This is a genomic window from Streptomyces sp. KR80, from assembly GCF_052245555.1.
In the GTDB taxonomy this organism is placed as follows: domain Bacteria; phylum Actinomycetota; class Actinomycetes; order Streptomycetales; family Streptomycetaceae; genus Streptomyces.
In genome coordinates, this window is sequence record NZ_JBQQCD010000005.1 from 190,287 (window position 1) to 203,121 (window position 12,835).

A 12,835-nucleotide genomic window follows, 5' to 3' on the forward strand; every position below is an offset into this window, starting at 1 on the left:
CCACCGTGACCCCCCACCCCCGCTGGAGCGCCAGCGGCCACAAGCGCACCCAGGCCGCAGTGAACATGGCTGAAACTACGCCGCTGCCTGGTACCCATGCCCCGAACCCGTACAACGAGGACCTGGCCGTCGGCTGGATAACCAAGTACTTCGAAGACGCCCGCGACCAGGCGGAAAAGTTCGCCCGCGAGGCGGCTCAGGAGCTCGACACGGCGCACAATCGCCTCAGCAGTTGGAACGAGGCAACCAGCGGCGAACGCCCCGAGAACCGGCCAGATCTCGAGACCATGGCCGAGGTCCTTCGGGAAGTCGTTCACCGCATGCTCATCGACGAGGAAGAGGCCAAGGACGAAGGGCACACGGTCACCCTCCATGAGACGACACACATCCAGCTCGAACAGTCCCGCGCCCGAGCCGCCGCCGTGGCCGCCTACCTCCACGCCCGCGGCCTGTACCGAGATTTCTATCTCGACCGCTGGGATCGCGACCACTACGAGCTCGGCCTGCGACCGTCCCGCACCATCACCGAAACCCTCACCGCCCGCGGCCTGGCACCCCCAGGCGTACCTGCCATAGCCCCGGCTCCGAGAGCTCCTGACTAATGGGTGCTGGTCGTGACTGGAGCCGTACCAGTGTCGTCGAGCTTTCGATTCCGGTCGTCCACAAGCCGCTGGACGAACGCGGCTGGCTGGTTATCAACTCGCCGTCTTGTGCTGTACGACAGAGAGGGCGCCGCCCCTGCCGGGTCGCCGAACGAGGCCACGCACGGTCGCGTCCCCGGCCGGGGTTTCCGGCTCTGCCTTGCCCTTGGGCCCGTATCCGGCCAGGGCGACTCTTTCACCTTCGTATCGAGGTGATCGACATTCGGCGGAGCGCTGCTCGCTCCCCGACCCACCTCTCGCGTGGAGCGCTTAGAGCTGTTGTGCCCAGCGAGCCAGTGTCGCGAAGTCGTGGTCGCGCAGGCCGTGGCGGGGGTTGATGCGGAGGAGCAGGGCCGGGGCGTCGTTGTGGGTGGCGACGTTGGCCGTTTCGGCGCTGATGAAGTCGTCGACCCAGGCGAAGGGGCGGCCCGCTGTCCACTTCAGGACGTGGGGGGGAAGCCCCCATGAAGGCGTCGTGGAGTTCGGTGCGGCGGCGCCGGGCACTTTCCGTGGCTCGACGATCCCGTGCGGTTCACGCGGACACTGGCGGCCTTTCTCGTCGGATCGCATCGAGCAGTAGCTTCGCGGCCACCGTCGCACCGTCGGTGCGGATCGTGCCGGCCACGGCCCTCGCTCGTGCGCGGGTCTCGGGGGGCAGGGCTGTCTTGAGCGCGGCTGACAGGGACTCGGTGGTCGGCGTCGGGCCGTCGTGTGCCGTGCCGATGCCCAGGTCGGCCACCCGGCCGGCCCGGTACGGCTGGTCCACGATCTGGGGTACCACCACCTGAGGCGTGCCGGCCCCGGGTGGCCGTTGTCGTGGTGCCCGCGCCGCCGTGGTGCACGACGGCGGCGACCCGGCCGAACAGTGCCTGGTGGTTGACCTCGCCGATGGCGAAGCAGTCGTCCCGGTCGTCGATCAGGGCCAGGTCGGCCCAGCCGCGGGCGACGAGTGCGCGGCGGCCCTGCGCGCGGATCGCCTCGATGGCCACACGCGCGACGTCCGTCGAGGCGCGCATGGGCAGGCTGCCGAAGCCCACGTACACCGGTGGTGTGCCAGCGTCCAGGAAGGTCTCCAACTCGGCCGGGAGTGGGCGTTCGTCCGGCCGACGTCAGGAGCTCGTGAGGATGACGAGTTGCTGGGTCGCTCGGGTCATCGCGACATAGCGGTCGACCGCTCCTTCGATGCCCTTGCCGAACTCCTCCGGGTCGATGAGGACGACCAGGTCGAACTCGAGCCCCTTCGACAGCTCCGGGGTCAGCGACCGGACGCGGGACGTCGTCCGGAACGTGGGATCGCCGATGACGCAGGCGATCCCGTCGGCATGGGCGGCTAGCCAGGTGTCGAGGATCGAGCTCAGATCCGAAGCAGATCCGTGTACGACGGGGGAGCCGCCACTGCGGATGGAGGTCGGCACGTTGGCGTCCGGGAGCACGGCCCGGATGACCGGCTCGGCTTCCGCCATGACCTCCTCCGGCGTCCGGTAGTTGATGCTCAGGGAGGCCAGGTTGATCCGGTCGAGCCCGATCCGCTCGAGCCGTTCTTGCCACGACTCCGTGAACCCGTGCCTGGCCTGGGCGCGGTCTCCGACGATGGTGAAGCTCCGGGACGGGCACCGGAGTAGCAGCATCTGCCACTCTGCGTCGGTCAGTTCCTGAGCCTCGTCCACGACGATGTGCGCGAACTGGCTGGCGAGCAGGTCCGGTTCGGTGCTGGGCAGTGCGGTCTCGTCGATCAGGCTGTCCTGCAGGTCCTGTCCGCGCAGCATCGTCACCGCTCCTTCACCGTCGTCATCGGCCGCGAGCACGTTGTCGATGACGTCGGCCATGCGCTCGCGTTCGGCGGCGACAGAGGCGTCGTGCCGACGCTTACGCAGTGACGCCTCCGGGTCGCCGAGCCGCTGCCGTGCCGCGTCCAGGAGCGGCAGGTCGGACACCGTCCAGGCCTGGGCGTCCTTGCGCTGCAGCTTACGAACGTCATCGGAGCTGAGCCAGGGAGCGCACTTGCGCAGGTAGGCAGGTACCGACCACAAGTCTCCGACGAGGTCAGCCGCTTCGAGCAGCGGCCACGCGCGGTTGAGGGTCTCGACCAGCTCTCTGTCCTGCAGCAGCGACCTCCGGAACAGGTCGGGCGAGACGTCGTCGCCGTCGTGCTTGTCCATCAGGATCGTGACCAGTTCCTCCCAGATCTGGTCGCGCGCCTCGTTGTGCGGAGTGCCTGGTTCCACTGCTTCGAATGCCTCGGCCCAATCGTCGGCGCTCAGCCAGATGTCGGACCAGTGGGTCGAGACCGTCATCCCCTTGGTGGGCGGCTCCTCGTAGATACCGACGGCCGGCTCGATCGCCTGCACCATGTTCGCGGACGACTTCAGAAAGGCCACGTCCGGGTCGGCCTCGATCGCTGCTCCGGCTCCCTCGGCGACGAGGTCCCGCAGGGTGCAGATCTGCACGCCCTCCTCTCCGAGGCTGGGGAGGACGTCGGCGACGTAGGCCAGGTAGGGCCGGTGCGGACCGACGAACAACACGCCGCCCCGCCGGTGACCGAGGCGAGGGTCGGAGTAGAGGAGGTAGGCGGAGCGGTGCAGAGCGACGATGGTCTTCCCCGTACCCGGACCGCCGTCGACGACGAGAGCGCCGCGGGATCCCGCGCGGATGATGGCGTCCTGGTCGGCCTGGATGGTGCCGAGCACGTCTCGCATCCGTGGCGACCGGTTGCTGCCCAGGCTGGCGATGAAGGCGGACTGGTCGTCGAGCGCGGCGTGCCCTTCAAACCCGTCGGCGGTGAACACCTCGTCCCAGTAGTCGCTGATCCGGCCGCGGGTCCAGCGATACCTGCGGCGGCTTGCCAGACCCATCGGGTTGGCGTGGGTGGCTCCGAAGAACGGCTCAGCCGCGGGGGAGCGCCAGTCGAGCAGCAGCCGACGACCCGCGCTGTCTGTAAGGCCAAGGCGTCCGACGTACACGGGCTCGGGGTTGTCCGCGCTGACGATGTGTCCGAGGCACAGGTCCAAACCGAAGCGACGCAGTGCGCGCAGGCGAGCGGTCAGCCGGTGGATCTCCATGTCCCGGTCCATCGCCTGCCGGCCTTTGCCGCCAGGCGCCTTGAGCTCGGCATCGAGGCGGTCGGACAGATCGGCGATCGACTGCTCGAGGCACTCCGCGATGGCCGCGAAGTGCTGCTCATCGCCGGCGATCAGCGTCGGGTCGGCCTTGGGGGAGAGGTGGTCGGGAAGGTCGAACGCGCTGATAGTCAGGGGGTTCACGTCATCAGCTCCGATCTGAGGTCGCTTGCGACCATTGCGCGCAGCAAGGCGTCTGGACCGGCGTGACGAACCTGGTGGCCATGACGAGCAACGCTCCGCCTGACGTCGACCCCGTCGCCGTTGTCGGTTCAGGTCACCAGGGTTTGTACGTTCTCGTGTTCTGGGTCCTGGCTCGACGATCCCGCGTGGTTCACGCGGGCATGGGCGGCCTTTCTCGGCTGATCGCGTCGAGCAGCAGCTTCGCGGCCACCGTTGTCCCGTCCGTGCGGATCGCGCTGGCAACGGCGGTCGCTCGTGCGCGGGTCTCGGGGGTCAGGGTCGTCTTGAGCGCGGCGGACAGGGGCTCGGTGGTCGGAGTCGGACCGTCGTGTGCCGCGCCGATGCCCAGGTCGGCCACCCGGCCGGCCCAGTACGGCTGGTCCCCCGCCTGGGGTACCACCACCTGAGGCGCGCCGGCCCGGGCAGCCGTCGTCGTGGTACCCGCGCCGCCGTGGTGCACGACGGCGGCCACCCGGCCGAACAGCGCCTGCTGGTTGACCTCGCCGACGGCGAAGCAGTCGTCCTGGTCGTCGATCAGGGCCAGGTCGGCCCAGCCGCGGGCCACGACCGCGCGGCGGCCTTGCGCGCGGATCGCCTCGATGGCCACCTGGGCGACGTCCGTCGATGTGCGCATGGGCATGCTGCCGAAGCCCACGTACACCGGTGGTGTGCCGGCGTCCAGGAACGCCTCCAACTCGGCCGGCAGCGGGCGTTCGTCCGGCAGGAACCACGCGCCGGTCTGCACGACGTCGAGGTCCGCCGGCTCCTGCCACGGGTCCAGGGTCGGGTCCGTCGCCAGCCACGGCTGGTCGCCGATGACGTAGTCGCGGACGTTGTCCACCGGTGGCAGGCCGATCGACGCCCGGTTGGTGTTGAGCGCCTCACCGAACAGCGCGTTGATGCTTTGGGCGTCCAGGTCCCACAGCACCCGGTTGTCGGTCACCTCCGGCGGGAACGGCCGGCCTGGATACGCCAGCGGCGGGTGGTGCGGCGACGGCAGGGTGAGCTGCTGGAAGGTCGCGTACACGGAGCGGATGCCCAGTTTCTGGGCCACCGACCGCGCGGCGGCCGCGGCCGGCATCAAGCCGGTCGCCACCAGCGCGTCACATCCCTCGGCCGCCGCGGCGACCGCGTCGAGCTGCGCGACGGTCAACTCGGCCGCGCGCCGGGGCAGGTCGGCCGCCGACGGCGGCGTCGCCGCGGTCACCAGTGCGCGCACCGACTGGCCGACCGGCACCAGCGGCACGCCGACACCGGCCAGCCGCTCCGCGAACTCCTCGTCCGGCGGGGCGCACACCCGCACCTCCGCGCCGAGTTCCCGCAACCGCACCGCGAGTCCCACCAGCGGTTCGACGCCCCCGCGCGAGTCATACCCCGACAACAACACACGCATTTCGTGACTCTCATTTCCGCAGGTTCTGGCTTCGGTCGGCGATTCTGCGGCACGACCCGGGTCTTGCCGCAAGCCCCCCGGTGCGCTATAAGTTAAGAGTGGCAAGGAGTGGGTACTCTCCTTGCCCTTTATCGTCCGCTGTGGACGGACAACTCCTCGGGAAGCGGCGCCGCGCCGCGTAGGGCGGTACCGTCGGCTCAGGAGGATCTCCCATGGGCCTACGGATGCAGCTGCGGAACGAGACGTTCTTCACCCTCTTCACGAGCCACTAGCGGTCGGCCATCAGTCCGAGGTTGTCCGCCCGTCCGGTGGATGCCCCTACGAAACCGTATCCGGGCCTGCTGCCCTCGAATTCCGGCCGGCGATCTGCGTGAAGTCGGCATTCCGAGGTCCACGTTTGTCGCCCGATGACTGATCGTCTTGTCGAGTTGGGCAATTGTGTCTTCAGCGGCTGAAAGGCTTACGCGCAACCCCTCGACTTCTCCGAGCCAACCTTCTCGTTCCGCCTCGGCGATCCGATTGATGAGGTTGTCCCGGATGTCGAGCAGACGCTGCCGCTGGTCCGGGTCAGGGCCGTAACCCAGAGGGCGGCCAGGCGCGGTCCGTGGCTGGGGTTGAGGCGGACGCGTAGTCCGCGGCGGTGGCGGCGGGAGCCGGGGGTCTGGTGGGCGAGCCAGTTGGCGGGGTGGAAGCGGTGGGTGGTGTAGCCGCGGGGGCGGCGTACGGGTTGAGCGGGCCGTCGGGTCGAGCAGGAACAGGGGGCGATCCGTTATGCGGAGGTTCTACCCGTACGGCAACGGGCAGCCCAGGCACGTTTGGGAGGGGTGCAGGGTGATTCCATGCTGGTTCTCCCCATCACAGCACGGGATTCCACCTCCGAGAGAACTTGACGAATGTTCAAGTTTTACGCGACCGTGAGTCCCATGATGACCGGTGTGGCAGGAGAGTCCAGGGGCGACAGGTCGCGAGCCTGGCGCGGCCCGGTGTTCGGGGTGGTGGTCGCGCTGCTGGCGGCGACCGGGTTGTACGGGGCTGCGTCGGGGGCTGAGACCGGGAGCGCCGGCACGAGCCCGCTGTGGTTCGACAACCGGGCAGCGGCCGAGGTGTCAGTGCAGGGCACGCGGTTCGTTGACGGGCACGGGCGCGAGGTCGTCCTGCGCGGGTTCAACGTGTCCGGCGAGGTCAAGTTGGAGGAGAACCACGGACTGCCCTTCGCCAGTACGGCCGATGCCCGCAAGTCCGCCCGGGCGCTGCGCGAGCTGGCCGGTGGGAACTCCGTGCGGTTCCTGCTGTCCTGGGCGCATGCGGAGCCCGAGCCCGGACGCGTCGATCAGGCCTACCTGGCCAAGGCGACCGAGCAGATGCAGGTCTTCCTGGACGCCGGGCTGCGTGTCTATCCCGATTTTCACCAGGACCTCTTCTCCCGCCATCTGTTCAACAAGGACAGCTGGTACAGCGGCGACGGCGCACCCAAGTGGGTGGTCGAAGCGGGCGGTTACGGCAAGGAGTTCTGCGGTATCTGCGTCCACTGGGGGCAGAACATCACGCAGAACAAGGCCGTCATGGACGCGAGTCGCGACTTCTGGCACAACCGCGTGGTGAGCACGGCTGCCGGCCGCCTCGGGATCCAGGATGCGTTCCTGGATTCTGCGCAGAAGACGATGAGCTATATCCGACAGCATCTCAGCGCGGATCAGTTCGCCCGCGTGGTCGGCTTCGACCCGTATAACGAGCCGTACGCCGGGACGTACGACAAGGACCAGAAGAGCCGCGCCTGGGAGCAGGACGTGTTGTGGCCGTTCTACGAGCGGTTCCGCTCCCGCATGGACGCCGCAGGCTGGCAGGACAAGCCGGCCTTTGTGGAGCCGAACATGTTCTGGAACTCCAACCTGGACTTCGCACGGCAGGAGGGTGGCCTGCTCGATGCCGGGAAGCTCGGTCCCCGGTATGTCTTCAACACCCACTTCTACGACCAGAAGGCGATATCCGGCATCTTCATGCCGGGCAAGGCGCAGGACGGCCAAAACTCCGGGGATTTCGCGAAGGTGCGGGACCGTGCCGCTGCCACGAACACGGCCGCGGTAGTCAGCGAATTCGGGCATCCGCTCAACGGCAGCGTCGCCGACAAGGCGCCGACCGTACTCAAAGCGATGTATCAGGGGCTCGACTCCCGCCTCTCCGGGCGGAATTGGTGGACGAAGACGGCCGACTCGGGCCCCGTACTGTCGTCCACGCAGTGGCAGTGGGACATCTACAGCGGCCGCCACCACGAGTTGATGAACGACAACCCGGACAAGGTGCTTACCGAGGGCGACGCGTGGAACGATGAAGATCTCTCCTCGGTCGGGCTCAATGAGTCCGGCGAGACCGTGCTGCGGCAGGACGCGCGGCTGATCGACCGCCTCTACCCGAGCGCGGTGCAGGGCCGGACCCTCGCGTTCACCTATGAGGACCGGTCCCGCGACGGCGACAAGACACTGACATGGGACCGTATCCCCGACAGCCTGCCGAACGTCGGCCGGCTCGTCGGTTCCGGGCAGTACGGCGTGCTCGTATGGCGTTCCGGCGCCACGACGGATGGGCGCACTGGTGCGGATGTGCCTACCGAGCTGCATCTGCCCCGCAGCTTCGACCCGGCCAGGACCGTCGTCATATCCGACCTCGGTACGGTCACCGGTCCGCCCGCGTACACCGCCCAGGGCCGTACCGCCGACCACCCCATCGCGACCGCGCCGGAAGCCGGCGACACCGGGGGTACGGGCGGTACGGCCGCCCGTCGCCTTCTGCTCTCCGTCCCGGCCGGCTCGGGCACCCTCCACTACGCGCTGGTCAGCGACGGTACGGCCGCTCCCTCGGCGGAACTGCGCGCCGCGGCGCAGAAGGAGCTCACCCAGTGGGCCGCCCGCTCCGGATTCCCGGCCGCGCCGGACGACCGCCGGTCAGGGTGACGGCCTCTGCGTGGTTTCCTCCGGTGCCGTCGGCTCGGTGGGGCTTGTCACAGCGTGTATGTCGGCGGCGACGATGACTCCGCTTCTGACCGTGTACGTGCCTGCGAAGGACCGCACGGTCCCATCCGTCTGCAGGGCGTCGAGCGTGACCGTGACGGTACTGCCTTGGACATCCAGGATGTTGACGGCGTCGTGGACGGTGTCTGCGAATCCTGCCTGGAAGGACGAGTAGGAGCCGCCGAGGTTCTTGCCTCCGAGATCCCACGCTCGTCGGTAGTCGCGCGCGTTGATGGCCGCGAAGTAGGCCTCGACGGTGGAGGCGGCGTCAAGAGTGGGAGTCGCAGTTTGCGGCTCCTTCGGCGGGGTGGGAGAAGGCGTCGGCTGGGCGGTGACGGTCCGGGTGCTGGTGACCGTCGGACTGGGTTCCTCCGCCTTCTCCCCGTCGCCGTTACCACAGCCCCCGACTCCTACCACCGCAACCGTGCCTGCCAGGAGAAACGCGGAGCCTGCTCTGAGGATGCGACCCATAGGCATCACCTCGCGGAGCGGAAATGTCCACTCACTTCAGTGTGCGCCGCCCGGCTCGGCGGCGCCTGTGGATCACGTCGGCACGCGGCTGACCTTCGCCTACCGCGCCCGGCCGGGCGAGTCGAGCGGGGGAGGGCGGCCGCCCGGCCGGGTGACGGCCTCCGCGCCCGCGCGGGAGCCGGACATGCCGGCGGTCACCGGGTCGGCGGAGGAAAGGCGGGCCGCGAGGAAAGCGCCCGTGAAGGCGTCGCCCGCGCCCGTGGTGTCCAGGGGCGTTGTGGGGTGGCCCGGGACGTGGGCGAGGAGTTCGCCGTGGGAGGCGAGGATGGCTCCCTCCGCGCCCAGTGTCACCGCTACGAGAGGGAAGGCCTGGCTCAACTTCCGTGCCGCTTCGGCCGGTTCCGTGAGGCCGGTCAGGAGTGCGGCCTCGTCGCGGTTGGGGAAGAGGAGGTCCGCGCCTGATGCCAGTTCAAGGAAGCGGTCGACTCCAAGGTGTTCGATGAACCCCGCGGACGCCGGGTCCACGCTGGTGGGGATGGAGCGCTCACGGGCCGCCGACAGGGCCGTACGGGCGAGGCGGCGGCTCGAGTCGGCGAAGAAGAGGTAGCCGGAGAGGTGGACGTGGGCGACTCCGCGGAGGAGGTCGTCGTACCAGTCGCCGGGGGAGAGGCGGAGGGCGGCGCCGCTGTCGGTGAGGAAGGTGCGTTCGGCGGTGGGATCCACGAGCGAGATGACCACGCCTGTGGCGGCACCCGGGTCGACGCGGAGCAGCGGGCGGACGCCGGAGCGCATGAGAGTCTCCTCGTGCCAGGCCGCGGAGTCGGCGCCCACGCACGCCAGGAGGCGTACGTCCGCGGCTCCTGTATGAGCCGCCCAGCAGGCCGCGTTCGCGCCCGCGCCGCCCGGGAGCAACGCGATCCGCGCCGCCGTGTCGGTCGCCGGGGCCAGGGGCGTGGCGTGGCGGGCGACGACGTCCGTCACCACGTCGCCGATCACCAGCAGGGCGCCGGGCATACCGGATGTGGTTCCGCGTGGGCCGCCAGAAAACTTCGAGCCGCCGGTCATGACGCGTTCGACCAGGCCGTGGCGATCTCGGTTGCCAGGTGGACGTTGCCGCGGACCGCCGCCAGGTTGGCCTCCAGGGAGGCGCCCCCCGTGTGGCGGACCAAGTAGTCGAGGAGAAAGGGGGTGACGGCCTGGCCCGTGATGCCTTCACGGCCGCAGGCCGCGAGGGCATCGGCCAGTACGCGGTCGTGCAGCACAGGGTCCAGCTGTTCCGACTCCCGCACCGGGTTCGCGACGATCAGGGCCGACTCGGGGCCGTCAAGGGCGTCCTGGGATCGCATGATCGCTGCTACGTCCGCCGGCTCGGTGACCGTCCAGTCGACCGGCTCGCCCGAGTCGCTGAGGTAGAAGCCGGGGAAGCGGTCCGTGCGGTAGCCGATCACGCCGACGCCCAGCGTCTCCAGGCGCTGCAGTGTGGCGGGCACATCGAGGATCGACTTCACGCCCGCGCAGACCACCGTGATACGGGTACGGCCCAGCAGGCGGAGGTCGGCCGACTCGTCCTGCGTCGTCGTCCACTCGCGGTGTACGCCGCCCAGACCGCCCGTCGCGAACACCCGGATACCCGCGCGGGCGGCGAGGAAGGCGGTACCGGAGACGGTCGTCGCCCCGCTCGCGCCCGTCGCCAGCGCCGGGGCCAGATCGCGGTGGCCCAGCTTGCGCAGGGTGGGGTCGTCGGCGACGCGCTCCAGCTGGCTCTTGTTCAGGCCGATGTGCGCGCGGCCGTCGAGGACCGCGACGGTGGCCGGTACGGCGCCGGCCGCCCGTACGAGCCCCTCCAGTTCCCCGGCCACCCGCAGATTGCGGGGGCGGGGGAGGCCGTGCGCGATGATCGTCGACTCCAGGGCGACGACCGGGTGTCGCCGCGCGAGCGCCTGCTCCACCTCGTCGGACAGGACCATCAGGGGTGTGGCCATCGCTGCGCCTTCCGTCTCCCAGCCACGGTCTTCGCCGTGCCATTCCCCACATCCTGGCGTACCCGCCACGGACGCAACCTGGCGCGCGATCCTTGACGCCAACTCCATACAGGTGGGAAAACTATGACACAAGCCGAAAAATCCATAGAGTCCGATGTGTCGTCAGGGTGCGTGACCCCAAGGGGTGTACCGACAGGGCGGCCGAGCAGCCGGACTCGGCCGACTTTCGTCGGGGAGGCACCATGTCCCGTCCTCGTACCCCGTTCCGCATCAGACGTCGGCTGCTCCGAGGCGCCGTCGCCGCGTTCACCGGTGGTGCTCTGGCGCTCGTCCTGGCGCCGCCCGCGGCCGCCGAGCCCGCTACCTCCATCGCCTATCCCTCGGGTGGGACCTCGACCCGCTACTCCGGGCTCGCCTTCGACACCTGCACCGCGCCCAGCCTCGCGGCCATGAAGGCCTGGGGTGCCTCCCCGTACCGCGCCGTCGGGATCTACTTCGGCGGCGTCAACCGCACCTGCGCCCAGCCCCAGCTGACGGCGAGCTGGGTCACCGAGGTGTCCAAGCTGAGGTGGCGGCTGCTGCCGATCTACAAGGGCCTCCAGCCGCCCTGCGGAGCACGGCCCCAGGACCAGAAGATCACCCCGGCGGGGGCGACCGCCGAAGGCAAGGCCGCGGCCACCGATGCCATCGCCAAGGCCAAGGCGCTCGGCCTGCTCCCGGGCAGCGCCTTCTACAACGACATCGAGCACTACTCGCGGACCGACGCCACCTGCCGGACGGCCGTTCTGAAGTACCTGTCGGCGTGGACCAAGGAACTGCACGCGCGCGGCTACCTCTCCGGCGTCTACATGAACCTCAACCTCGGCGCCAAGGACCTGGCCGACGTCTACGACTCGACGGCGTACGCCCGGCCCGACGCCCTCTGGATCGCCCGCTACGACGGCTCCAGCTCCCTCAAGGGATGGGCTGGCATCGCCGACTCCAAGTGGGCGGTGCACCAGCGCGCGAAGCAGTACACCAACAGCCACAACGAGACGTACGGCGGCGTGACCATCAACATCGACAACGACCGGCTCGACGCACCCGTCGCCACCGTCGCCCACACCTACAAGGTGACCAGTTCCTCCGGTCTCTCGGCCCGCAGCGGACCGTCCACCTCTTCCCCGGTCGTGCGGACCCTCGCGCCCGGATCGTCCGTCAAGGTGGTCTGCCAGGCACCGGGCTCCAAGGTCGGTACGACCTCCGTCTGGGACAAGCTCTCCGACGGCACGTACGCCTCCGACTACTACGTCAGCACCCCGTCCAACACCGGCTACAGCGCCCCCCTGCCCCGCTGCACCTACCCCTACCAGGTGACGGCCCCCGGCGGCGTCAACCAGCGCACCGGACCCGGCACCTCGTACGCCACGGCGGGCACGCTGCCCGGGGGCGCGCTCGCCTGGGTGGTCTGCCAGGCGCCCGGCTCGACCGTGAGCGGTACGAAGGTGTGGAACAAGCTCGACACGGGACGCTGGGTCTCCGACTACTACGTGGCCAACGCCAGCAATACGACGTACAGCAAGCCCGTCCCGCGGTGCTGAGCCGCGCTCGACGCCCGGTGCGGCGCCCCGTCACGTCGTCGCCTCGCCTCCGTCACTCGGCACCGGGGGTTGAGGTGGCGGAACGGGGAAGGAATCCTCCGAGGCCGGGTCCGGGTCCAGGTCCGGGTCCGAAGCCGGGTCCGAAGCCGAGGGCAGGTCCGCGGCCGGGGCCAGACGGGCCGAGCTCGAGGCCGGAGCGGGTGGCGGGGGCGGCGGCGCCGACTGGGCCCATGGGGACGGGATCTTTGCATCCAGCGGCGGAGCCACCGCCTCCAGGCCCACCTCCGCATGCGCCTCCGGGGTGCCGGCCAGGTCGCTGAGGAAGTCATCCGGCACCTGCGGACGGTCGGACGGGGAGCGCGCCGTGGCCTTCCGGAGCAGCTCACGCAGTTCGGGGGAGACGTCGAGCTCCTCCACCGAAACGTCCTGATTGACGATCTGGAAGAGCAGCTGGAACATCCCTG

Annotated in this window: 10 protein-coding genes and 2 pseudogenes; 3 read left to right on the top strand and 9 right to left on the bottom strand. The window is 69.6% G+C overall.

Annotated elements, in window-relative coordinates:
* Window positions 1–5 precede the first annotated feature (5 nt).
* A complete protein-coding gene (locus tag ACTWQI_RS10405; protein ID WP_443269497.1) occupies window positions 6–602 on the top strand; it encodes a hypothetical protein in 597 nt (198 codons plus the stop codon).
* A 309-nt stretch (window positions 603–911) separates the two neighbouring features.
* On the opposite strand, the gene ACTWQI_RS10410 is transcribed toward ACTWQI_RS10405, so the two are convergent.
* The 5 genes and pseudogenes from ACTWQI_RS10410 to ACTWQI_RS10430 form a co-directional block, all read right to left on the bottom strand.
* On the bottom strand, window positions 912–1,211 hold the full coding sequence (locus ACTWQI_RS10410; protein ID WP_443269498.1) for a hypothetical protein: 300 nt from the start codon (window positions 1,209–1,211) through the stop codon (window positions 912–914).
* Window positions 1,174–1,744, bottom strand: a pseudogene (locus ACTWQI_RS10415) (glycosyltransferase); the annotation flags it as partial. The gene ACTWQI_RS10410 and the pseudogene ACTWQI_RS10415, both read right to left, overlap by 38 nt.
* Window positions 1,745–1,750: 6 nt before the next feature.
* The gene (helR, locus tag ACTWQI_RS10420; protein WP_443269499.1) at window positions 1,751–3,901 is read right to left on the bottom strand and encodes an RNA polymerase recycling motor ATPase HelR; all 2,151 of its coding nucleotides are present in this window, start codon (window positions 3,899–3,901) and stop codon (window positions 1,751–1,753) included.
* Between the two features lie 190 nt (window positions 3,902–4,091).
* Window positions 4,092–5,333: a glycosyltransferase gene (locus ACTWQI_RS10425; protein ID WP_443269500.1), complete on the bottom strand. Its 1,242-nt coding sequence runs from the start codon at window positions 5,331–5,333 to the stop codon at window positions 4,092–4,094.
* A 583-nt stretch (window positions 5,334–5,916) separates the two neighbouring features.
* A pseudogene (locus ACTWQI_RS10430) lies at window positions 5,917–6,106 on the bottom strand (hypothetical protein); the annotation flags it as partial.
* A gap of 219 nt (window positions 6,107–6,325) precedes the next feature.
* Between ACTWQI_RS10430 and ACTWQI_RS10435 the strand changes: the two are divergent.
* Entirely contained in the window at window positions 6,326–8,281 is a 1,956-nt protein-coding gene (locus tag ACTWQI_RS10435; RefSeq protein ID WP_443269638.1) for a cellulase family glycosylhydrolase, read from the top strand.
* Here ACTWQI_RS10435 and ACTWQI_RS10440 read toward each other — a convergent pair.
* The 3 genes from ACTWQI_RS10440 to ACTWQI_RS10450 all read right to left on the bottom strand — a co-directional run bounded on the left by ACTWQI_RS10440 (window position 8,273) and on the right by ACTWQI_RS10450 (window position 10,791).
* Entirely contained in the window at window positions 8,273–8,809 is a 537-nt protein-coding gene (locus tag ACTWQI_RS10440; RefSeq protein WP_443269501.1) for an excalibur calcium-binding domain-containing protein, read from the bottom strand. The two genes, ACTWQI_RS10435 and ACTWQI_RS10440, sit on opposite strands and share 9 nt — an antisense overlap.
* A 99-nt stretch (window positions 8,810–8,908) precedes the next feature.
* Complete coding sequence (locus ACTWQI_RS10445; protein WP_443269502.1) at window positions 8,909–9,823, bottom strand: carbohydrate kinase family protein; 915 nt, start codon at window positions 9,821–9,823, stop codon at window positions 8,909–8,911.
* Window positions 9,824–9,870: 47 nt separating this feature from the next.
* Window positions 9,871–10,791, bottom strand: coding sequence for a pseudouridine-5'-phosphate glycosidase (locus ACTWQI_RS10450; RefSeq protein ID WP_443269503.1), 921 nt, complete (start codon window positions 10,789–10,791; stop codon window positions 9,871–9,873).
* A 242-nt stretch (window positions 10,792–11,033) separates the two neighbouring features.
* Between ACTWQI_RS10450 and ACTWQI_RS10455 the strand changes: the two genes are divergently transcribed.
* Entirely contained in the window at window positions 11,034–12,371 is a 1,338-nt protein-coding gene (locus ACTWQI_RS10455) for a glycoside hydrolase domain-containing protein (RefSeq protein ID WP_443269504.1), read from the top strand.
* Between the two features lie 30 nt (window positions 12,372–12,401).
* Here the strand turns inward: ACTWQI_RS10455 and ACTWQI_RS10460 are convergent, their stop codons facing one another.
* Window positions 12,402–12,830 carry a hypothetical protein gene (locus ACTWQI_RS10460; RefSeq protein ID WP_443269505.1) on the bottom strand — a complete coding sequence of 143 codons (429 nt, stop codon included), beginning with the start codon at window positions 12,828–12,830 and terminating at the stop codon, window positions 12,402–12,404.
* Between the last annotated feature and the right edge of the window lie 5 nt (window positions 12,831–12,835).